A 19,900-nucleotide genomic window follows, 5' to 3' on the forward strand; every position below is an offset into this window, starting at 1 on the left:
CTTCGATTTTTGACTCATTTTGACCTGACAGTCTTTTTATGCAGAAAGAGCCTCGCAAAGTTCGTGAATTTCGTCGCCGTGAACAGGAGATTCTCGATACCGCCCTCAAGCTGTTCCTCGAACAGGGGGAAGACAGCGTAACGGTCGAGATGATCGCGGATGCCGTCGGCATCGGCAAAGGCACGATCTACAAGCACTTCAAGTCCAAGGCGGAGATCTACCTGCGCCTGATGCTGGACTACGAGCGCGATCTCGCCGCCCTGTTCCATTCCGAAGACGTAGCCCGCGACAAGGAAGCCCTGTCGCGCGCCTACTTCGAGTTCCGCATGCGCGATCCGCAGCGCTACCGCCTGTTCGACCGCCTGGAAGAGAAGGTGGTGAAGACCAGCCAGGTGCCGGAGATGGTCGAGGAGCTGCACAAGATCCGCGCCTCCAACTTCGAACGCCTGACCCAACTGATCAAGGAGCGTATCGCCGACGGCAAGCTGGAGAACGTTCCGCCGTACTTCCATTATTGCGCTGCCTGGGCGTTGGTGCATGGCGCCGTGGCGCTGTACCACTCGCCGTTCTGGCGCGAGGTGCTGGAAGACCAGGAAGGTTTCTTCCACTTCCTGATGGATATCGGCGTGCGCATGGGCAACAAGCGCAAGCGCGAAGGCGACGCTCCCAGCGTCTGATGCCTGTGGTGCCGGGACGCAGTCACTGCGCCCCGCGCACTCTTTGCCGGCAGGGATATACTCGTCGCCCATCGATCCGCCGGCGGGACGTCGGCTGCCCATTTCCGGCGAATCCGCCGGCGGCACCGGCCCGCTGGCGGCTCCACGTTCGTTCAGGAGTTCTCCGATGAGTGTCCGTGAATTCCCCATCCACTACATCGAACCGGTGTTCCGGCCCCCGAGCGAGGCGCATTCGCTGATCCTCCCGGTGACCAATGGCTGTTCCTGGAACAAATGCGGCTTTTGCGAGATGTATACCCAGCCGCAAAAGAAATTTCGCGCCCGCGACGAGAACGAGGTACTGGAGGAGATCCGCCGCTGCGGCGAGCGCCTGATCGTCAAGCGGGTGTTTCTCGCCGATGGCGACGCCCTGGTATTGCCGACCCGCCGGCTGCTCGCGGTGCTGCAGGCGATTCGCGAGCACTTGCCGGAGGTGGAGCGGGTATCCAGTTACTGCCTGCCGCGCAACCTGCGCAGGAAGTCGGTCGACGAGTTGCGCGAACTGGCCGACGCCGGGCTGCGAATGGCCTATGTCGGCGCCGAGTCCGGCGACGACGAAGTGCTGGCGCGGGTCAACAAGGGCGAGACCTATTCCTCTACCCTGGATGCGCTGGAAAAGCTTGGCGAGGCGGGGATCAGTCGTTCGGTGATGATCCTCAACGGTCTGGGCGGAATGACCCTGAGCGCGCAGCACGCGGACAACTCCGCGCGCCTGATGAACGCCGCCCAGCCGGAGTACCTGTCGACCCTGGTGGTGAGTTTCCCTACCGGCGAGCAGCGTTTCCGTGCTGGCTTCGCCGATTTCGAGGCGCTGGATCGGCGTGCCCTGTTCGTCGAGGTCGAACGCCTGTTGCAGGGATTGGAGCTCGAAGACACGGTATTTCGCAGCGACCACGCTTCCAACTATCTGGTGCTCAAGGGCGAGCTGGGTGCCGACAAGGCGCGCCTGCTGGCCGAGGTCCGCCAGGCCATCGAGCAGCCGCAGCACGCTGCCCTGCGCCAGGAGTGGCAGCGTGGCCTGTGATGGCGCGGAAGCTGCATCGGCTCGTCATTCGCCGGTTTTCCGACGCCGGCAGGGGAGATGACCGATGTTGCACCTGTTCCGTATCGCCCTGGCGATGCTCCTCCTGGGCAGCCTGTCCGCCTGCATGAAGCCCAGCGACCTGGCCGACGGCGCCGACTACTACCTGCGCGACGCCGGGGTGCTCGATCACAGCGCCAGCCAGCGCAGCAACAACCGGCGGATCCAGGCCGACTCCTTCATCTACATCGGCCAGGGCCCGTTCGTGCCGCCGGGCTACCGGTACGCGCGGCCGAACGTGGTGGCCGAGCAGGCCTTCGAAGGTTTCGTCGAGTATTTCCCGCTGGTGCGCCGCGCCAAGGCGCCGCTCGGCCTGGACGACGCGATGCGCGAGGCGCGTGCCGCCGGCGCCCACTACCTGCTGTACTGCCGTTTCGCCCGGGGCGACAACAGGATCGGCAACTGGGAGGAGTGGGAAGACGAAGAGGAACTCGGCCGGGTCGGGCGCGATCGCAGTGTCATCCAGGTCATGCTGATCGAGACCAGCACCCGTTTCCTGGTGGACAGCGCGACCATCCGCAGCCGCGGCGGTTTCCTGACGTTCTACGACGCCACCCCGGAAGACCTGCTGCGTCCCCCGCTGGAGCAATACGCCCAGGAATTGCTGGGCCTGAACAGTCGAGGAACAGGCTATGAGTGATACCGGCAAGGCCAACGACCTGCTGGCGCAGATCCCCAGGGGCGAAAAGAAGGGCCTGCCGCCCGTGCACCTGTGGAATCCGCCGTTCTGCGGCGACATCGACATGCGCATCGCCCGCGACGGCACCTGGTTCTACCTGGGCACGCCGATCGGACGCAAGCCGATGGTGAAGCTGTTCTCCAGCATCATTCGCCGCGACGGCGACGACTATTTCCTGGTGACTCCGGTGGAAAAGGTCGGTATCCGCGTCGACGATGCGCCCTTCGTCGCGGTGACCCTGCAGGTGCAGGGCGAGGGCGGGGCGCAGGTACTGCGCTTCGCCACCAACGTCGAGGACGAGGTCGAGGCGGACGCCGGGCATCCGCTGCGCGTCGAGATCGACCCCCGCACCCAGGAACCCACGCCCTACCTGCGGGTGCGCGACAACCTCGAGGCGCTGGTGCATCGCAACGTGTTCTACCAGCTGGTCGAGCTGGCGGTGCCGCGCCGGATCGACGGCATCGAATGGCTCGGCGTCTGGAGCCACGGCGAGTTCTTTCCCATCGGCCCGCAGCCGGACTGACAGGCGCAGCATGAAAAAAGGCTCCCGAGGGAGCCTTTTTCGTTTGCCTTACATGTTGGGGTAGTTCGGCCCGCCGGTACCTTCCGGCGCCACCCAGGTGATGTTCTGCGCCGGGTCCTTGATGTCGCAGGTCTTGCAGTGCACGCAGTTCTGCGCGTTGATCTGGAAGCGCTTGCTGCCGTCGTCGTTGGCCACCACTTCGTACACGCCTGCCGGGCAGTAGCGCTGGGCCGGCTCGTCGTAGAGCGGCAGGTTCTTCTCGATCGGAATGCTCGCATCGGCCAGCTTGAGGTGGATCGGCTGGTCTTCCTCGTGGTTGGTATTGGAGAGGAACACCGAGGACAGCTTGTCGAAGCTGAGCTTGCCGTCCGGCTTCGGGTAGTCGATCTTCGGCGCTTCGCTGGCCTTCTTCAGGCAGGCGTAGTCCGGCTTGTCGTCATGCAGGGTGACGGGGATCTTGCCGCCGAAGATGTTCTGGTCGATGAAGTTGAACGCGCCGCCGCCGATAGCGCCGAACTTGTGGATGGCCGCGCCGAAGTTGCGGCTGCGGAACAGTTCGTCGTACAACCAGCTGGCCTTGAACGCATCGACGTAGTTGGACAGCTCGTCGCCGCCTTCGCGGCCAGCGGCCAGGGCCTCGGCGATCGCGTCGGCGGCGAGCATGCCGGACTTCATCGCGGTGTGGCTGCCCTTGATCTTGGCGAAGTTCAGGGTGCCGAGGTCGCAACCGATCAGCGCGCCGCCGGGGAAGACCATCTTCGGCAGCGAATTCAGGCCGCCCTTGCAGATGGCCCGGGCGCCGTAGGCCACGCGCTTGCCGCCTTCCAGGTACTGCTTGACCACCGGGTGGTGCTTGTAGCGCTGGAACTCGTCGAACGGCGACAGGTGCGGGTTGCTGTAGGACAGGTCGATGATCAGGCCGACGAACACCTGGTTGTTCTCCAGGTGGTAGAGGAACGAGCCGCCGGTATTTTCGTCGTTCAGCGGCCAGCCGGCGGTATGGACCACCAGGCCGGGCTTGTGCTTGGACGGGTCGATGTCCCAGATTTCCTTGATGCCGATACCGTAGTGCTGGGCATCGGCCTCGCTGTCCAGGTTGTATTTCTTGATCAGTTGCTTGCCGATGTGCCCGCGGCAGCCTTCGGCGAACAGGGTGTACTTGGCCCGCAGCTCCATGCCGGGGGTGTAGTAGCCTTCTTTCGGGTTGCCTTCGCGGTCGACGCCGAGGTCGCCGGTGACGATGCCGCGGACCACGCCGTTCTCGTCGATCAGCGCTTCCTGGGCGGCGAAGCCCGGGTAGATCTCCACGCCCAGCCCTTCGGCCTGCTGGGCCAGCCAGCGGCAGAGGTTGCCCAGGGAGATGATATAGTTGCCCTCGTTGTGCATGGTCTTGGGCACGAAGAAGTTGGGCACCTTGGTAGCGCTCTCGGCGCTCTTCAGGACGTAGATGTCGTCGCCGGTCACCGGAGTATTGAGCGGCGCGCCGAGTTCCTTCCAGTCGGGGAACAGCTCGTTCAGCGCGCGCGGCTCGAACACCGCGCCGGAGAGGATGTGGGCGCCCACTTCGGAACCCTTCTCGACCACGCAGACGCTGATCTCTTGACCGGCTTCGGCGGCCTTCTGCTTCAGTCGGCATGCGGCGGACAGACCGGCGGGGCCGGCGCCGACGATGACGACGTCGAATTCCATGTATTCGCGTTCCACTATCGATCTCCTACTCAAGGCTCACGGTATCTGTTTATTGGTGGCTGAGATCTTTCCCTGATCAGAGCGGGCGCATTATATATAGCTGCATGGGCAGGTCCAATACAAACGTTTGTTTGAATTCTTTGGAAGCCTGATAGAATCGGCATTCGAGGGGGGGAAACCACCCTTTTGCCGTATTGACCGAAAAGGGTGATCCGGTCAAGATACGGGCGGTTTTGCGGTCGCTGTCTAGCAGAGTGTCGGTTTCCGGCCGGCGAGCATCACCGGCCAGGCCTGTCTGGCGACATCCTTATTCACCGGAGAATAACGAGGAATCCATGAAGGTTCTTGTAGCAGTCAAACGAGTGGTCGACTACAACGTCAAGGTCCGCGTCAAGGCGGACAACTCCGGCGTCGACCTCGCCAACGTCAAGATGTCCATGAACCCCTTCTGCGAAATCGCCGTGGAAGAAGCCGTACGCCTGAAAGAGAAAGGCGTGGCTACCGAGATCGTCGCTGTCTCCGTCGGCCCGACCGCCGCCCAGGAGCAACTGCGCACCGCGCTGGCGCTGGGTGCTGACCGTGCGATCCTGGTGGAGAGCAACGACGAGCTGAACTCCCTGGCCGTGGCCAAGCTGCTCAAGGCCGTGGTCGACAAGGAGCAGCCGCAACTGGTGATCCTCGGCAAGCAGGCCATCGACAGCGACAACAACCAGACCGGCCAGATGCTCGCCGCGCTGACCGGCTACGCCCAGGGCACCTTCGCCTCCAAGGTCGAGGTCGCTGGCGACAAGGTCAACGTGACCCGCGAGATCGATGGCGGTCTGCAGACCGTCGCGCTGAACCTGCCGGCCATCGTCACCACCGACCTGCGTCTGAACGAGCCGCGCTACGCGTCGCTGCCGAACATCATGAAAGCCAAGAAGAAGCCGCTGGACGTGGTGACCCCGGACGCCCTGGGCGTTTCCACCGCTTCCACCGTGAAGACCCTGAAGGTCGAGGCGCCGGCTGCGCGCTCCGCTGGCATCAAGGTCAAGTCCGTGGCTGAACTGGTAGAGAAACTGAAGAACGAGGCGAAGGTAATCTAATGGCTATCCTGGTTATCGCTGAGCATAACAACGCGGCCCTGGCGGCTGCCACCCTGAACACCGTTGCCGCTGCCAAGGCCATTGGCGGCGACATCCACGTGCTGGTCGCCGGACAGAACGTTGCCGCCGTGGCCGAAGCCGCCGCCAAGGTCGAGGGCGTCTCCAAGGTGCTGGTCGCCGACAACGCCGCCTACGCCCACCAACTGCCGGAAAACGTCGCGCCGCTGATCGCCGAGCTGGGCAAGAACTACAGCCACGTGCTGGCCCCGGCTACCACCAACGGCAAGAACTTCCTGCCGCGCGTCGCCGCGCTGCTGGACGTCGACCAGATCTCCGAGATCGTCGAAGTGGTCAGCCCCGACACCTTCAAGCGTCCGATCTACGCCGGTAACGCCATCGCTACCGTGCAGTCCTCGGCTGCGGTCAAGGTGATCACCGTGCGTACCACCGGCTTCGACGCCGTCGCCGCCGAAGGCGGTTCGGCTGCCGTCGAGCAGGTTTCCGGCCCGGCCGATGCCGGCAAGTCCGCCTTCGTCGGCGAAGAGCTGGCCAAGTCCGACCGTCCGGAACTGACCGCTGCCAAGATCGTGGTCTCCGGCGGCCGCGGCATGCAGAACGGCGACAACTTCAAGATCCTCTACGCCCTGGCCGACAAGCTGGGTGCCGCAGTCGGCGCTTCCCGCGCCGCGGTCGACGCCGGTTTCGTGCCGAACGACATGCAGGTCGGCCAGACCGGCAAGATCGTCGCCCCGCAGCTGTACATCGCGGTAGGTATCTCCGGTGCCATCCAGCACCTGGCGGGCATGAAGGACTCGAAGGTGATCGTCGCGATCAACAAGGACGAAGAGGCGCCGATCTTCCAGGTCGCCGACTACGGCCTGGTCGCCGACCTGTTCGACGCCGTACCGGAGCTGGAAAAGGCCGTCTGAGCCCGATTCCAAGCCGACAAGACCCGCTCCCCGGAGCGGGTTTTTTTATTTCAGGATGACTCCAGTACCGCACTTTGCTGGACTACGCCACAGCCATATACAGCAAGTTTATCAATGACTTAGGCGAGTTCAACATATGCCGGTGCTTTCTGAAACTTGACCCGGCTTCCCTTCTACTGGCTCCTACGAGGCTCCTGGGAATCGGGTCTTTCCGAGGAGTCATCATGGCTAAGATCAAGCTCACCAAGTCCGCAGTAGATGCGGCACAACCCCAAGCGCAAGCCATCGAGCTGCGCGATACCCTTGTTCCCGGCTTCCTGTGCAAGATTACGCCGGCCGGTCGCAAGGTGTTCATGCTCCAGTACCGAACCAACGCCGGCGAGCGACGCAAGCCGGCCCTGGGCCTGTTCGGCGAGCTGACCGTTGAACAGGCCCGCTCGCTGGCGCAGGAATGGCTGGCCCAGGTGCGCCGGGGCGGCGATCCGGCAGCGGACAAGGCCGAGGCACGCCAGGCACCCACCGTTGAGGAATTGTGCAAGAAGTTCATGGAGGACTACTCCAAGAAGCGCAACAAGCCCAGCACCCGAGTCGGCTATCAAGGCGTCATCGACCGCTGCATCATCCCGCTGCTGGGCCGCAAGAAGGTTCACGACGTGAAGCGGCCGGACGTTGCCGGGCTGATGGAGAAACTTTCATACAAGCAGACCGAGGCGAACAAGGCGTTCAGCATCCTGCGCAAGATGTTCAACATGGCGGAGGTGTGGGGCTATCGGCCAGACGGCACCAATCCTTGCCGCCATGTCCCGATGTTCCCTGCCGGCAAGTCCACCCATCTCATCAGCGACGACGACATGGGCAAGCTGTTCCGGCAGCTCGACAAGATCGAGGTCGAAGGGCTTGAGAACTACGTCATCCCTCTGGCGATTCGCCTGCAATTCGAGTTCGCCGCCCGCCGCTCCGAAATCGTCACGCTCGAATGGGAATGGGTCGATCTGGAGAATCGGCGCGTCGTCTGGCCCGACAGCAAGACCGGCGGCATGTCCAAGCCCATGAGCGAGGAAGCCTACCGGCTGCTTTCGACGGCACCGAGACAGGAAGGCAATCCCTATGTGCTGCCGTCGCCACGCCATCCGGCGCAGCACCTGACCACAGGCGAATATTACGGCGGCTGGTGCCGCGTGCTCAAGGCGGCGGGTGCGACGCACGTGGGGACGCATGGCATCCGCCATCGCTCTGCGACCGACATTGCCAATTCAGGTATCCCGGTCAAGGTCGGCATGGCGCTGACGGCGCACAAGACCGTCGTGATGTTCATGCGCTATGTCCACACCGAGGACGATCCAGTGCGCGAGGCGGCCGAACTGGTGGCGAACCGGCGCAAGGCGATTACCGGCGCCAAGCAGCCTCCTGCGGAGGCGACAGCATGACCAGGCGCCGGTCATCCGTGGCATCGCCCGCAGCGCCGTCGGCGCTGCTGGGCGACATTCGGGTACTGATTGAGGCGGCGCGGCAACGCGCCGCCTCGACGGTGAATAGCGAGCTGACGATGCTCTACTGGCGCATCGGCCAGCGCATCCACACGCAGGTCTTGGACGGGCGCCGGGGCGCTTATGGCAAGGAAGTCTTGCCTACCCTGGCGGCGCAGTTGGTGAAGGAGTACGGCAGCAGCTTTGCGGAGCAAAACCTGCGCCGCATGGTGCAGTTCGCCACCACCTTCCCCGACGAGCAGATTCTCGTATCACTGATACGAGAATTGAGCTGGACGCACTTCATTGCCCTGATCCCGCTGAAAGACCCGCTCCAGCGGGACTACTACGCGCAGATGGCGAGCGCCGAGCGCTGGAGCGTGCGCACGCTGCGCGAGCGCATCGACTCGATGCTGTACGAGCGCACGGTACTGTCCCAAAAGCCGGGCGAGACGATCGCGCAGGAGCTGGCGACGATGCGCGATGCGCAGCGCATGTCGCCCGCCCTGGTCATGCGTGACCCGTACATCCTCGACTTCCTGGGACTGCGGGACACATGGCAGGAAGGCGACTTGGAGGCGGCGATCATCCGCGAAATGGAATCCTTCCTGTTGGAGCTGGGCGCAGGTTTCAGCTTCGTGGCTCGGCAGAAGCGCATCCAAATTGACGGCGAAGATTTCCACCTTGACTTGCTGTTCTACAACCGCAAACTGCGGCGGCTGGTGGCAGTGGAGTTGAAGGTCGGCGAGTTCAAGGCGGCTTTCAAGGGACAGATGGAGCTTTACCTTCGCTGGCTGGACAAGCACGAACGGGAGCCGGAGGAAGCCTCGCCGCTGGGAATCATCCTTTGCACCGGCAAAAAGCGCGAGCAGATCGAATTGCTGGAGCTGGACAAGTCGGGCATCCACGTCGCCGAGTACCTGACCGCCTTGCCGCCGAGGGGCGTGCTGGTGGAGCGGCTACAACAGGCAACGCAGCGGGCGCAGTTGCAGATCGAGCAGCGCAAGACCGACAACGAGTAGCCCTGCCCCAAGCAGTCGGGCGTCCCGGCGTGCCGCCGTCGGGTTCGCGGGCTGCGCCCCGCGCTTCGTGCCGAATCGCGGCCATCCGGCTTTGGCCCCTGCCGCCTCCGGCCCTGCCGGGCCTGCGTGCTTCGCTTGCCCAAAAGACGACAGTGTGCAGTGGGCGGGGTGTGGGCGGTCTTGCTGTTCCCTTCACCGTATCACGGCGTTCTCGCCGTCAAGGGCGGCGCGTGCCATGCACGCTTGCGTCCTGGCGGCCGTCTGCGACCCCTGACTGCTTGCGCTGCGCCGTGCTGGCCACGGTTCCGGGCAATTCCGCCCGAGCAACCGGAGCACGATCATGTCGCAACTGTCCTTTTCCTCGTTCGATGCCTCGCTGATGGTGCGCGATGCACAGGGCCGCTACCTGCTGGCGACGGCCGACCAAATTCTGGAGGCCGCGCGCCAGGCCATCGAGTACAAGATGCAGCGCGGTGCGTCGTTCAGTTCGCCGGTGGCGGTCAAGGAGTACCTGAGCGCCAAGTTGGCTGGTTTCGAGCATGAAGTCTTCGCTGTGCTGTTCTTGGATACGCAGCATCGCCTGATCGAATACAGCGAGCTTTTCCGAGGCACCATCGACAGTGCATCGGTGTATCCACGCGAGCTGGTCAAGGAGGCGCTGCGGCTCAATGCGGCAGCGGTCATCGTTTCGCACAACCATCCGAGCGGCAACCCCGAACCGAGCGGCGCCGACAAGGTACTGACCCAGCGGCTCAGGGAGGCGCTGGCGCTGGTGGATGTCCGCACGCTGGATCACATCATCGTGGCGGGTGGCAGCACCATATCCTTCGCCGAACGCGGTCTGATTTGACCGAGGGGGCTTCGGCCCCCATTTTGCTGCGATGGCGGCTCTCAGATCGCTGCTTGATTGACGCGCCGGCTCAGGGCTTCGGCGCTTTCCTTGCGTTCGCTGTAGCGATCTACCAGATATGGCGCCACGTCGCGCGTGAGCAGCGTGAACTTCATCAGCTCTTCCATCACATCCACGATGCGGTCGTAATAGGCCGAGGGCTTCATGCGTCCCGCTTCATCGAACTCCTGGTATGCCTTGGCGACCGAAGACTGGTTTGGGACGGTCAGCATCCGCATCCAGCGGCCCAACACGCGCATTTGGTTAACGGCGTTGAAGGACTGCGATCCACCCGACACCTGCATCACCGCCAACGTCTTGCCCTGTGTCGGGCGCACCGCGCCGACCGACAGAGGAATCCAGTCTATTTGGGTCTTCATCAAGCCGGTCATGGCACCGTGGCGCTCGGGCGAACTCCACACCATGCTTTCGGCCCATTGCACCAGTTCGTGCAGTTCCCTGACCTTTGGGTGATCGTGAGGCGCGTCATCCACCAACGGCAGGCCCGAGGGGTTGAACATCCGTGTCTCGCCGCCGAGCGCGCTCAGGATGTGTGCCGCTTCTTCAGCAGCCAGGCGGCTGAACGAGCGTTCGCGCAGCGAGCCATAGAGCAGCAGGAAGCGCGGCGCGTGGGTGGCACGCTCGGGTGCCATTAACCGCTGGGCATCGGGTTGCTGGAACAGCGCGGTGTCGATATTGGGTAGGTCGATTCTGGATTCAGACACGGCGGCCTTCCGCATTCACGACGGCTTCGCCGTCTTCCTTGCTGAATGCACCGCGCTGCGGCTGGGGCAGGATGTCCAGCACCGCTTCCGAAGGTCTGCACAGCAGTGCGCCCAGCGGCGAGACCACGATGGGGCGGTTGATGAGGATGGGGTGCTGGAGCATGAAGTCGATTAAATGTTCGTCGCTCCATTTGGAATCATCCAGGCCCAATTCCGCATAAGGTGTGCCTTTCTCGCGCAGCACCGCACGCACTGGCACACCCATCGCAGCGATCAGCGTTTTCAGCGTCTCGCGGTCGGGCGGTGTTTTCAAGTATTCGATGATGGTCGGCTCTTCGCCGCTGTTGCGAATCAAGCCCAGCACGTTGCGCGACGTACCGCAGTCGGGGTTGTGATAGATGGTGATCTGGCTCATGCCATTGCCTCGGTTCAGGGATTCGTGGGGTTGGCGGAATACATGCTGGCGCCCTTGAGCCGCCACCGGCGGCCCAACCGCAAGGCGACATGCACCAGCAGGATGAGCACCGGCACTTCCACCAGCGGCCCGATCACCGTGGTGAAGGCGACAGGCGAAGCCAGGCCGAACGACGCAATAGCCACGGCGATGGCCAGCTCGAAGTTGTTGCCTGCGGCAGTGAAGGCGATGGCGGTGGTGCGTGGGTAGTCGGCCTGGATCAGCCGGCCCATAAAGAAACTGATGAGGAACTGGATCACGAAGTAGAGTGTCAGCGGCACGGCAATCTTTAGCGCGTCCATCGGCAGGCGCACCACGTCGGCACCTTTGAGGCTAAACATGGCCACGATGGTGAACAGTAGCGCCGCCAGCGTGATGGGACTGATCCGCGGCAGGAATGCACGCTCGTACCAGTCCTGGCCCTTGCGTCGAATCAGCGAGCGCCGGGTCAGGTAGCCGGCCAGGAACGGGATGCCCAGGTAAATCAGTACCGCCTCGGTGATCGTCCAAAAGCCCACGTCAATGACGCTGCCTTGCAGGCCGAACACAGGCGGCAGCACCGACAGGAAGAACCAGGCATAGGTCGAGAAGAACAGGATCTGGAAGATCGAATTGAAGGCGACCAGGCCCGCGACATACTGGTTATCACCACGCGCCAACTGGTTCCACACAAGCACCATAGCGATGCAGCGTGCCAGTCCAATCAGGATCAGGCCGGTCATGTATTCCGGCTGGTCGCGTAGGAAAATCACCGCCAGCACGAACATCAGCACCGGCCCGATGATCCAGTTTTGCACCAGTGACAGCAACAGCACGCGCCGGTCGGCGAAGACCTCGTGTAGCGTCTCGTAGCGCACCTTGGCCAGCGGCGGGTACATCATCAGGATCAGGCCGATGGCGATCGGGACGTTGGTCGTGCCGATCGAGAGCGCATTGAGCGCATCGGGCAAACCGTCGAAGAACGTACCCAATGCAACACCCAGCGCCATCGCGGCGAAAATCCAGACGGTGAGATAGCGATCTAGGAAGGACAGGCGCGATGGCGTGTTCAGCATCGAATGCCCGCTTTGGGGGCTGTCGTGATTCATGAGGTTTTCCTGTTTGCCAAAGCCCGCAGACGCTCCACTCCCACCGGCTCTTCGGTCAGAAGCGGCACGACAGCATGGCGTCGGGCATGTTGTGTGGCCACGGCGTCGATTTCCCGCAACTCGTTGCGTGCACGCTGGCGCAGCAGCGGGGAATGCGGATGTGCGGCCGCCACGCTGTTGTTAACGATCCAGGCCCACGGCTCGATGCCCGCGCGGCGCAGGTCGTCTTGCAGGTTGGCCGCTTCCAGCACGGGCGTGGTTTCGGCCAGGGTGACAATGAGCACCTTGGTCTGCTTCGGATCTTGCAACTGCATCATCGGCGTCGTGAAATGAACGCCCGTCTCACCCATCTGCCGGGCGATGTCGCGGTGGTATGCGCCGGTGGCGTCGAGCAGCAGCAAGGTGTGGCCTGTGGGCGCGGTGTCCATCACCACGAACTTTCTGCCCCCTTCGCGGATGGCACGGGAGAATGCCTGGAACACCGCGATTTCCTCGGTGCAGGGCGAGCGCAGGTCTTCTTCCAGCAAGGCGCGGCCTTCGGCATCGAGCTGCGCGCCCTTGGTGTCCATCACATGCTGGCGATAGCGTGCCGTGGCTTCCTGGGGGTCGATGCGGCTGAGAGCCAGATTGGGAAGCGAACCTTCCAGCGTGTCGGCCAGATGCGCAGCCGGGTCGGAGGTGGTCAGATGCACGGGCAGGCCCCGGCCCGCCAGCTCCACGGCAATGGCAGCGGCCAGCGTGGTCTTGCCCACGCCGCCTTTGCCCATCACCATGACCAGACCGTGCCCATCGGCAGCGACTTCATCGACCAGGGCGGATAAGTCCGGCGCATTGATCTGGTCGGGCAGCTCGATGGCATCGGCGCCATATGTGGCGTCGGTATCGACCAGCAGATGGCGCAGAGCGTCGAGGCCCACGAGGTTGAACGGCTTGAGCGCGATCTGATCCCGAGGCAACGCCTGGAGGACAGACGGAATGGCGGCCAGCGTAGCCTGCTCTTTTTCGTAGATGGCAGCGGCAAGCGTATCGGTTTCGGCCTCGCTGGCAGGAAATACGCCGTTGATGACCAGGTGTTGCTGTGACAGGCCGATAGCGGCCAGTTCTTCATGGGTGCGGGCCGCCTCGCGCAGCGTGGGGCGCTGCGCACGGGCAACCAGCACTAGACGAGTGCGCAAGGGATCGGCCAACGCCTCTACCGCAGCCTTGTACTGACTGCGCTGTTTTTCCAGGCCCGCCAGCGGCCCCAGGCACGACGCATCGCCTTTGCCTGCTTCCAGAAAGCCACTCCATGCGCCCGGCAGTTGCAGCAGGCGGATGGTGTGGCCGGTAGGGGCTGTGTCGAAAATGATGTGCGCGTAATCCTGCGTCAGCGCCGCATCGGTCAGCAGGGCCGTGAACTCATCGAAGGCGGCGATTTCCGTGGTGCAGGCACCCGACAGGGATTCTTCGATGCCATCCACTACCGCATCGGGCAACACGCCTCGCACTGGGCCGACTATGCGGTCACGGTACGCTTGCGCGGCTGCCTGCGGGTCGATTTCCAGTGCCCATAGATTCGGCACGGCGGCAATCATCGTGATGTGGTTTCCGATGCGTTCGCCGAAAACCTGCCCCACGTTGGAAGCCGGGTCGGTACTGACGAGCAGCACACGCTTGCCCTGGGTCGCCAGTTGCACGGCCGTTGCGCAGGCGATGGAGGTCTTGCCGACGCCCCCTTTGCCGGTGAAAAACAGGAAGCGAGGCGGCTGGGTCAGGAAGTGCATGGGATCTCCTTGTTCAGCAGCAGCGGCCGCCAGAGCAGCAGGCGTTTTGGGCTGGCGAGGCTTCGGGCGCCTCGATGCCAGCCCAGCGGGTCAATTCGCTTCGGCTGGGGTAGCGACCGGCCAAGGCCACCTCACCATCGACCAGAACCAGGGGCAGCGCCTCTTGGCCCGAGCGTTGTAAAAAGCCTTTCACTGTCGGGTTTTCGGCGAAAGCGAGGGGTTGCTGTGCCAGGTTGAAGCGTTCGACCTGAGCACCGTGTTGCTTGGCCCAATCCACATCGGCGGCGAAGTTCACCAAGTTTTGATCCACTTCAACGCCACATACGCCGGTGCTACAACATAGCGCCGGGTCGAAAATCTGGATGCTTGGCATGGGGTGTCCTTTCAAATTGGTTGTTGATGAAGTGACGCTCTTCACTCTTGGCCGATGTTTCGCAACTCGCGTTGCAGCGACATGGCGTCCAGGCGTTGCAGTGGCAGCGAGAGAAACAGCTCGATGCGGCGGCGCAAAATCAGCGCGGCATCCTTGAACGCTTTGAGTCGTTGTTCTTCGCTACCTTCGACGGCTGCCGGATCGGGCACGCCCCAGTGAGCCGATACCGGCTTGCCCGGCCAAAACGGGCAAGCCTCGCCGGCGGCGTTGTCGCAGACGGTAAAAATGAAGTCGAACACCGGCGCCCCCGGCGCTACGAACTCATCCCAGCTTTTGCTGCGGTAGCCAGTCGTTGGCATGTGCAGCCGCTCCAGCGTGGCGAGCGCCAGCGGATGCACTTCGCCCTTGGGCTGGCTACCTGCCGAGTACGCCCGAAAGCGCCCTTGGCCCAGTTTGTTGAGGATGCCTTCGGCGAGGATGGAACGTGCGGAATTGCCCGTGCAGATGAACAGTGCGTTGTATGCGGCCTCTGTGGTCATGGTGTGCTTTCTCAACAGCAGGAAGAACGGGGGCTTGCTGTGCAGCAAGCCGGTGCGGTGATCGGTGTCGTGACTGAAGCCGCTTCATGGAAGACCGGGATGCTGCCTAACGTGTGGAAGTGCTCCCAGGCAATACCCTGCGGGTCGGTGACCCAATGCTTCTCGCTGCGTGCGTAGCAGCAGGTGGTCGTGCCTTCGTCGAGCAACGCCATGTCGGCGGCTTGTGCGCGGAGTTTCAGGGCGGCCAGTTCCTCGGCGTCGTCGGTCTGGATACCCAGGTGGTCGATGCCCGGCTCGCTGCCGCGCGTGGAGATGGCGAAGTTGACCGGCGGGGCTTCGAGCATCCACTTCGCGTAGTCGCCTTCGACGCGCGCAGGCTGCGCCGCGAATAGTTGGGAATAGAAGCCGATGCTGCGGTTCAAGTCATCGACGTGCAGGTGGACGTGGAAGCGCTTCATGGAGAGTTCCTTTCAGCAGGAGGCACAGGTGGAGGGAGATTCAGTGACTTCGCATACGCCGCCCTGGCAGCAGTGCTCGGTCATGTAGCCAAGCAGACTGTTCATCTGCGCGAAGTCAGCGCGATAGATCAGGTTGCGCCCTTGCTGTTCGATGGTGACGAGGCCAGCGTGAGCCAGCTCCTTCAGATGGAAGGACAGAGAGTTGCGGGCCACGTCGAGCTGGTCGGCCAAGACGCTGGGCGTCAGCCCCTCGGGGCCTGCGACGACCAGGGCGCGGAACACGCGCAGGCGTTGGGTGTGGGCCAGGGCGCCGAGGGCGGAAACAGCTTGATCTTCGTTCATAGTTCGATAATACAACATTTATTGAATCATTGCGCAAGAAACCAGCAAACAGAACCTCGTAGCGCCCCGGCGTGCCGCCGTCGGGTTCGCGGGCTGTGTCCCGCGCTTCGTGTCGAATCACGGCCATCCGGCTATGCCCCCTGGCGCCTCCGACCTGGGTGCTCTGCTCGCCTAAAACCGACGCATATGGAGGTGCAAGGGAGGCGGTCTTGCTGTTCCCTTCATCGTGCCACGGCGTGCTCGCCGTCAAGGGCTGCGCGCCGATGGCGCTTGCGTCCTGGCGGCCGTCGTTGACCCCTGACTGCTTGCGCTGCGCCGTGCCACGGAAGGGTCGGGCAATTCCGCCCGGCAACCCTTCAGGAGTTCACCATGAACAACGCACTCATCACTGACGAGCAGCGCATCGTGCTGCTGGCCAACGGCCGCGAATCGCTGGAGAACCCGGACTTCGATCCGGCGCCCGTGGTCAAGCTGTTCACGCCGGATAGCGGCGCGACCTGGCTGCTAACCGAGATTGATCCCGACGACCACGACCACGCCTTTGGTCTTTGCGACCTGGGCCTGGGGATGCCGGAAATCGGCTGGGTCAGCCTGGGCGAGCTGGCGACGGTGCGCGGCGGGCTGGGCTTGCCGATCGAGCGCGACCTGTCTTTCCGCGCCGAGAAGCGGTTGAGCGCCTACGCACGCGATGCGCGGCTGGCCGGGCGGATCGCTGTCTGACTCGGCCCTGGGAGCGCCGCAAGGCGCTCCTTGTGCTTTCTCAACCTTTGCAGGAGATCCATGCCATGAGTAGCCATCACGACTAGATCATCGAAATCACGGCGCAGCACGATGCGCTCAAACCGTTCGCGCCCCTGACGGGGCGCTGCGCTTGCCTCCAGGGGAAAGCCCTGCGGGCCACCCCCGCCGCGCGATGCTTAGCGCCCCTCAAAGACCGCCGAACCGGCTACGCGGGATCGGCCAGACCGAAGCAATCACCGGCACAACTGGCTCTGCTTCCCGATGCTTGGCGAATGAGCTTGTGCATCGAGCTTTGAAATCCGGGCGTCCCCGGCCAAGAAACATGGCCGGTCGCGCTGTCGTGCTGCGCATCGAACCCCCTGCGGGGTTTCGCCCCTGACGGGCTTCCATCGTTCCCTCGCTCCGCTCGGCTGACGCCTCCGGCCCGGCTTCCAGCTTCGGGCCTGCGCGCTTCGCTTGCCGTGCGGTTCGGCACACAGGGAAGGCCGTTGCCTTGTCGAGCCGTCTCCCCTGACTTCATCACCTTGTCCGCGACTGTAGCCCGCGCCCGTGCGCCGTCAAGGCGCGCAGGGCCGTGTCCTCGGCTTCGCCTGCGGGCCGCACCAACCCTGCGCTTGCCTCCTTGACGGCACCCGTTCGCGTGCTCCTGACCGTCGCGGGCGATGAACTCAGGAAAGACGGTGGCAACAGGGCCAACCGGGTTCCTCGTGCCGACCGCACCGAACAACCGAAAGGCTGGGCTCCGAATCTAGGAATCCGGTGTGCGGTTTGAACAGCAAACCCTTTTCGTCAGGAGAAAGACCATGCAACTCGCATCCCGTTTCGCTTCCCATTCCCCAGCACTGCGCAGCGACTACCCGCTGTCCGATGACCAGATTCGCAGGGTGGCCCCGTCCATCTTCGCGGATGCCCCGCATGAGAGCCGTTCCGAGCGGTACAGCTACATCCCCACCGCCACGGTGCTGACCGAGCTTCGCAAGGAGGGGTTTCAACCCTTTATGGTGACGCAGACCCGCGTGCGCGATGAAGGCCGCCGCGAGCACACCAAACACATGATTCGCCTGCGCCACGCCAGCCAGATCAACGGCGCGGAAGCCAATGAAATCGTGTTGCTGAACTCGCACGACGGCACCAGCAGCTATCAGATGCTGGCCGGGATGTTCCGGTTCGTGTGCAGCAATGGCCTTGTGTGTGGCGACACCGTGGCGGACGTGCGCGTACCCCACAAAGGCGACGTGGCCGGGCACGTCATCGAAGGCGCTTTCGAGGTGTTGAGCGGCTTCGAGCGGGTGAAGGAATCCCGTGACCTGATGCGCAGCATCACGCTGGACGAAGGCGAGGCCGAAGTGTTCGCCCGCGCTGCGCTGTCGCTCAAGTACGACGACCCCGACAAGCCCGCACCCATCACCGAATCGCAAATCCTGATGCCGCGCCGGTTCGACGACCGCCGCCCGGACTTGTGGAGCGTGTTCAACCGCACGCAGGAGAACCTGACCAAAGGCGGATTGCATGGCCGCAGCGCCAACGGACGCCGCCAACGTACCCGCCCCGTGCAGGGCATTGATTCCGATGTGCGCCTGAACCGCGCCCTGTGGCTGCTGGCCGATGGCCTGCGCCAGTTGAAAGCCTGATTCCCCACGCGGCAGGGGCAGGCAGCAGCCCTTACCGCTTCTTTCGCTGCTGCATTTCCTAACCGCAAGGAGTTATCATCATGAACGCCATCACCCAAACCGAAGCCCGCGCCGTCAATACCGCCGCAGCTATCCCGCTGGAAGCCGCCGACCCGACCAAGAACCTGATTCTGGTTCCGTTGTCACGGTTGGTACTGCGCCCCACGGGCCGCAACGTGCGCAAGGCCCCGCGCATGTCGATTCCCGAACTTGCCGCGAGCATCCAGCGCGTGGGCCTGCTGCAAAACCTGATTGTGATTGCATCCGCCGATGGCGAGCATTACGAAGTCGTGGCCGGTGGCCGTCGCCTCGCCGCCTTGAAGCTGCTGGCGAAGAAGCATCGCATCAGCAAGGAATGGGAAGTGCCTTGCCTGCTGGTGGCCGATGGAACCGCCCGCACGGCCAGCCTCACCGAGAACGTGCAGCGGGAGGCCATGCACCCGGCAGACCAGTTTGAAGCCTTCGCGGCGCTGGTGGCCGAAGGACGGCCCATCGAGGACATTGCAGCGGATTTTTCCGTCACGCCGCTGGTGGTGCAGCGCCGCTTGAAGCTGGCGAATGTCTCCCCGCGCCTAATGGCCGACTATCGCGCCGATGCCGTGAGCCTTGACCAGTTGATGGCCCTTGCCATCACTGACGAACACACTGCGCAGGAAGCGGCGTTCTACGATGCCCCGCAATGGCAGCGCCACCCCTCGCACTTGCGCGAGCGCCTGACCGAACGGGAAATCGACGCCTACCGGCATCCGTTGGTGCGCTTTGTCGGGCTGGACAGCTACGAAGCCGCAGGCGGCGGGATTCGCCGTGACCTGTTCGCGGAAGGTGACGCGGGCGTGTATCTGACCGATGCCGCGTTGCTGGAACGGTTGGTGCAAGACCGGCTGGCAGGCATTGCCGCCAATGTTCGCGCCGAAGGTTGGGCATGGGTGGATGCCACGCCGGGAATGACCCATTCCGACCTGCACGCCTTCCAGCGTGCGCCCAGGGAGCGACGCGAGCCAATCAAGCGCGAGGCCCAACGTATCGAGAAGCTGCAAGCCAAGCTGCACGAACTGGCCGAAGCAGTGGATGCCGCGCTGGACGCCGAGGACGAGGACAAGGCCGACGCGCTGCAAGAGGAAGGCGAAGCCGTGGGCGAGCAATTGCAGGCGCTGGAAGATGGCTTGCAGGACTACAGTCCGAACGTGAAGGCCGCAGCCGGGGCTATCGTCACCATCGACCGCAACGGCGAAACCGTGATTCATCGCGGTTTGATGCGTGAGGCCGAAGCCAAGGCGCTGCGCACGCTGGAACGCTTGCGGCAGGGTTTCGGCGGCGAAGGCGAAGCCGGAAACGACGACGAAGGCGAGGACGACGAACAGCCCAAGATCGCCGCCATGTCTGACCGGCTGGCGCAGCGGTTGAGCGCCCACCGCACCGCCGCGCTGCAAATCGAAGTCGCCCGGCACCCGCAAGCCGCGCTGGCTGCCGTGGTGCATGGCATGGTGCAGACCATCTTGCAGGGCAGCCACTACGGCCACGACCTGCCGCTGGGCATGAGCTTGAAAGTGCAAGACCGGCTGGAAGGCATGGCCCCGGACTGGCCGGAATCGCCCGCCGCCGTGGCACTGCGCGAACTGCAACAGGTGGCGGGCGAAGCCTTGCCGGAGGACAGCGCCGAACTGTTCG

21 protein-coding genes are annotated in these 19,900 nt (G+C 63.6%); 12 read left to right on the forward strand and 9 right to left on the reverse strand.

Translation table 11 applies throughout. The annotated features are described in order from the left end of the window. Nucleotides 1-38: 38 nt before the first annotated feature. From HMPREF2914_RS25305 to HMPREF2914_RS25320, 4 genes are all read left to right on the forward strand, one after another. Nucleotides 39-677, forward strand: coding sequence for a TetR/AcrR family transcriptional regulator (locus HMPREF2914_RS25305; protein ID WP_023091594.1), 639 nt, complete (start codon nucleotides 39-41; stop codon nucleotides 675-677). 166 nt (nucleotides 678-843) lie between these two features. Continuing rightward, a complete protein-coding gene (locus HMPREF2914_RS25310) occupies nucleotides 844-1,740 on the forward strand; it encodes a radical SAM protein (RefSeq protein WP_003091113.1) in 897 nt (298 codons plus the stop codon). Nucleotides 1,741-1,804: 64 nt separating this feature from the next. Then, complete coding sequence (locus HMPREF2914_RS25315; protein WP_003091112.1) at nucleotides 1,805-2,437, forward strand: DUF4823 domain-containing protein; 633 nt, start codon at nucleotides 1,805-1,807, stop codon at nucleotides 2,435-2,437. Continuing rightward, nucleotides 2,430-2,999, forward strand: a complete 570-nt coding sequence (locus tag HMPREF2914_RS25320; RefSeq protein ID WP_003138614.1) for a DUF1285 domain-containing protein — start codon at nucleotides 2,430-2,432, stop codon at nucleotides 2,997-2,999. The genes HMPREF2914_RS25315 and HMPREF2914_RS25320 overlap by 8 nt, the downstream gene beginning before the upstream one ends. 48 nt (nucleotides 3,000-3,047) lie before the next feature. On the opposite strand, the gene HMPREF2914_RS25325 is transcribed toward HMPREF2914_RS25320, so the two are convergent. After that, a complete protein-coding gene (locus tag HMPREF2914_RS25325) occupies nucleotides 3,048-4,703 on the reverse strand; it encodes an electron transfer flavoprotein-ubiquinone oxidoreductase (protein WP_003091109.1) in 1,656 nt (551 codons plus the stop codon). A 320-nt stretch (nucleotides 4,704-5,023) separates the two neighbouring features. Here HMPREF2914_RS25325 and HMPREF2914_RS25330 point away from each other — a divergent pair, with 320 nt between their 5' ends. The 5 genes from HMPREF2914_RS25330 (at nucleotide 5,024) to radC (ending at nucleotide 10,040) form a co-directional block, all read left to right on the forward strand. After that, the gene (locus tag HMPREF2914_RS25330; RefSeq protein WP_003091107.1) at nucleotides 5,024-5,773 is read left to right on the forward strand and encodes an electron transfer flavoprotein subunit beta/FixA family protein; all 750 of its coding nucleotides are present in this window, start codon (nucleotides 5,024-5,026) and stop codon (nucleotides 5,771-5,773) included. Next, complete coding sequence (locus HMPREF2914_RS25335; protein ID WP_003091099.1) at nucleotides 5,773-6,702, forward strand: electron transfer flavoprotein subunit alpha/FixB family protein; 930 nt, start codon at nucleotides 5,773-5,775, stop codon at nucleotides 6,700-6,702. Before HMPREF2914_RS25330 ends, HMPREF2914_RS25335 begins: the two co-directional genes overlap by 1 nt. Nucleotides 6,703-6,926: 224 nt before the next feature. Beyond that, the gene (locus tag HMPREF2914_RS25340; protein ID WP_008643195.1) at nucleotides 6,927-8,129 is read left to right on the forward strand and encodes a tyrosine-type recombinase/integrase; all 1,203 of its coding nucleotides are present in this window, start codon (nucleotides 6,927-6,929) and stop codon (nucleotides 8,127-8,129) included. Next, nucleotides 8,126-9,190: a PDDEXK nuclease domain-containing protein gene (locus tag HMPREF2914_RS25345; protein ID WP_041506148.1), complete on the forward strand. Its 1,065-nt coding sequence runs from the start codon at nucleotides 8,126-8,128 to the stop codon at nucleotides 9,188-9,190. The genes HMPREF2914_RS25340 and HMPREF2914_RS25345 overlap by 4 nt, the downstream gene beginning before the upstream one ends. Before the next feature lie 340 nt (nucleotides 9,191-9,530). Further along, nucleotides 9,531-10,040, forward strand: a complete 510-nt coding sequence (radC, locus tag HMPREF2914_RS25350; RefSeq protein WP_008643200.1) for a RadC family protein — start codon at nucleotides 9,531-9,533, stop codon at nucleotides 10,038-10,040. A 41-nt stretch (nucleotides 10,041-10,081) separates the two neighbouring features. On the opposite strand, the gene arsH is transcribed toward radC, so the two are convergent. The 8 genes from arsH to HMPREF2914_RS25390 are packed head-to-tail and all read right to left on the reverse strand — an operon-like array spanning nucleotide 10,082 to nucleotide 15,821. Then, nucleotides 10,082-10,804, reverse strand: coding sequence for an arsenical resistance protein ArsH (gene arsH / locus HMPREF2914_RS25355; protein ID WP_008643201.1), 723 nt, complete (start codon nucleotides 10,802-10,804; stop codon nucleotides 10,082-10,084). Continuing rightward, nucleotides 10,797-11,219, reverse strand: a complete 423-nt coding sequence (gene arsC, locus HMPREF2914_RS25360) for an arsenate reductase (glutaredoxin) (protein WP_020203139.1) — start codon at nucleotides 11,217-11,219, stop codon at nucleotides 10,797-10,799. The genes arsH and arsC overlap by 8 nt, the downstream gene beginning before the upstream one ends. Before the next feature lie 14 nt (nucleotides 11,220-11,233). Continuing rightward, complete coding sequence (gene arsB, locus HMPREF2914_RS25365) at nucleotides 11,234-12,313, reverse strand: ACR3 family arsenite efflux transporter (protein WP_021204056.1); 1,080 nt, start codon at nucleotides 12,311-12,313, stop codon at nucleotides 11,234-11,236. 29 nt (nucleotides 12,314-12,342) lie between these two features. Further along, on the reverse strand, nucleotides 12,343-14,109 hold the full coding sequence (gene arsA / locus HMPREF2914_RS25370; protein WP_008643205.1) for an arsenical pump-driving ATPase: 1,767 nt from the start codon (nucleotides 14,107-14,109) through the stop codon (nucleotides 12,343-12,345). A gap of 13 nt (nucleotides 14,110-14,122) precedes the next feature. Next, entirely contained in the window at nucleotides 14,123-14,482 is a 360-nt protein-coding gene (arsD, locus tag HMPREF2914_RS25375; protein ID WP_008643208.1) for an arsenite efflux transporter metallochaperone ArsD, read from the reverse strand. 41 nt (nucleotides 14,483-14,523) lie between these two features. Then, nucleotides 14,524-15,021, reverse strand: coding sequence for an arsenate reductase ArsC (locus HMPREF2914_RS25380; RefSeq protein WP_008643209.1), 498 nt, complete (start codon nucleotides 15,019-15,021; stop codon nucleotides 14,524-14,526). A gap of 11 nt (nucleotides 15,022-15,032) precedes the next feature. Then, nucleotides 15,033-15,479 carry an ArsI/CadI family heavy metal resistance metalloenzyme gene (locus HMPREF2914_RS25385; RefSeq protein ID WP_070702869.1) on the reverse strand — a complete coding sequence of 149 codons (447 nt, stop codon included), beginning with the start codon at nucleotides 15,477-15,479 and terminating at the stop codon, nucleotides 15,033-15,035. Between the two features lie 12 nt (nucleotides 15,480-15,491). Beyond that, the gene (locus HMPREF2914_RS25390) at nucleotides 15,492-15,821 is read right to left on the reverse strand and encodes an ArsR/SmtB family transcription factor (protein WP_008643211.1); all 330 of its coding nucleotides are present in this window, start codon (nucleotides 15,819-15,821) and stop codon (nucleotides 15,492-15,494) included. 369 nt (nucleotides 15,822-16,190) lie between these two features. Between HMPREF2914_RS25390 and HMPREF2914_RS25395 the strand changes: the two genes are divergently transcribed. From HMPREF2914_RS25395 to HMPREF2914_RS25405, 3 genes are all read left to right on the forward strand, one after another. Continuing rightward, the gene (locus tag HMPREF2914_RS25395; protein WP_020203136.1) at nucleotides 16,191-16,541 is read left to right on the forward strand and encodes a DUF2958 domain-containing protein; all 351 of its coding nucleotides are present in this window, start codon (nucleotides 16,191-16,193) and stop codon (nucleotides 16,539-16,541) included. 824 nt (nucleotides 16,542-17,365) lie between these two features. Next, on the forward strand, nucleotides 17,366-18,193 hold the full coding sequence (locus HMPREF2914_RS25400; protein ID WP_008643219.1) for a DUF932 domain-containing protein: 828 nt from the start codon (nucleotides 17,366-17,368) through the stop codon (nucleotides 18,191-18,193). An 80-nt stretch (nucleotides 18,194-18,273) separates the two neighbouring features. After that, nucleotides 18,274-19,900: ParB/RepB/Spo0J family partition protein (locus HMPREF2914_RS25405; RefSeq protein WP_070702870.1), on the forward strand; the 1,627-nt coding region annotated here is incomplete at its 3' end.

Origin of the sequence: Pseudomonas sp. HMSC067G02, from assembly GCF_001813485.1 — a bacterium.
Lineage (GTDB): Bacteria > Pseudomonadota > Gammaproteobacteria > Pseudomonadales > Pseudomonadaceae > Pseudomonas > Pseudomonas aeruginosa.

What these genes read in the sequence shown, in the direction of transcription:
- HMPREF2914_RS25305 (WP_023091594.1), top strand. Translation starts at nt 39, where the DNA reads ATGCAGAAAGAGCCTCGCAAAGTTCGTGAATTTCGTCGCCGTGAACAG.
- HMPREF2914_RS25310 (WP_003091113.1), top strand. Translation starts at nt 844, where the DNA reads ATGAGTGTCCGTGAATTCCCCATCCACTACATCGAACCGGTGTTCCGG.
- HMPREF2914_RS25315 (WP_003091112.1), top strand. Translation starts at nt 1,805, where the DNA reads ATGTTGCACCTGTTCCGTATCGCCCTGGCGATGCTCCTCCTGGGCAGC.
- HMPREF2914_RS25320 (WP_003138614.1), top strand. Translation starts at nt 2,430, where the DNA reads ATGAGTGATACCGGCAAGGCCAACGACCTGCTGGCGCAGATCCCCAGG.
- HMPREF2914_RS25330 (WP_003091107.1), top strand. Translation starts at nt 5,024, where the DNA reads ATGAAGGTTCTTGTAGCAGTCAAACGAGTGGTCGACTACAACGTCAAG.
- HMPREF2914_RS25335 (WP_003091099.1), top strand. Translation starts at nt 5,773, where the DNA reads ATGGCTATCCTGGTTATCGCTGAGCATAACAACGCGGCCCTGGCGGCT.
- HMPREF2914_RS25340 (WP_008643195.1), top strand. Translation starts at nt 6,927, where the DNA reads ATGGCTAAGATCAAGCTCACCAAGTCCGCAGTAGATGCGGCACAACCC.
- HMPREF2914_RS25345 (WP_041506148.1), top strand. Translation starts at nt 8,126, where the DNA reads ATGACCAGGCGCCGGTCATCCGTGGCATCGCCCGCAGCGCCGTCGGCG.
- radC (WP_008643200.1), top strand. Translation starts at nt 9,531, where the DNA reads ATGTCGCAACTGTCCTTTTCCTCGTTCGATGCCTCGCTGATGGTGCGC.
- arsC (WP_020203139.1), bottom strand. Translation starts at nt 11,219, where the DNA reads ATGAGCCAGATCACCATCTATCACAACCCCGACTGCGGTACGTCGCGC.
- arsB (WP_021204056.1), bottom strand. Translation starts at nt 12,313, where the DNA reads ATGCTGAACACGCCATCGCGCCTGTCCTTCCTAGATCGCTATCTCACC.
- arsA (WP_008643205.1), bottom strand. Translation starts at nt 14,109, where the DNA reads ATGCACTTCCTGACCCAGCCGCCTCGCTTCCTGTTTTTCACCGGCAAA.
- arsD (WP_008643208.1), bottom strand. Translation starts at nt 14,482, where the DNA reads ATGCCAAGCATCCAGATTTTCGACCCGGCGCTATGTTGTAGCACCGGC.
- HMPREF2914_RS25380 (WP_008643209.1), bottom strand. Translation starts at nt 15,021, where the DNA reads ATGACCACAGAGGCCGCATACAACGCACTGTTCATCTGCACGGGCAAT.
- HMPREF2914_RS25385 (WP_070702869.1), bottom strand. Translation starts at nt 15,479, where the DNA reads ATGAAGCGCTTCCACGTCCACCTGCACGTCGATGACTTGAACCGCAGC.
- HMPREF2914_RS25390 (WP_008643211.1), bottom strand. Translation starts at nt 15,821, where the DNA reads ATGAACGAAGATCAAGCTGTTTCCGCCCTCGGCGCCCTGGCCCACACC.
- HMPREF2914_RS25395 (WP_020203136.1), top strand. Translation starts at nt 16,191, where the DNA reads ATGAACAACGCACTCATCACTGACGAGCAGCGCATCGTGCTGCTGGCC.
- HMPREF2914_RS25400 (WP_008643219.1), top strand. Translation starts at nt 17,366, where the DNA reads ATGCAACTCGCATCCCGTTTCGCTTCCCATTCCCCAGCACTGCGCAGC.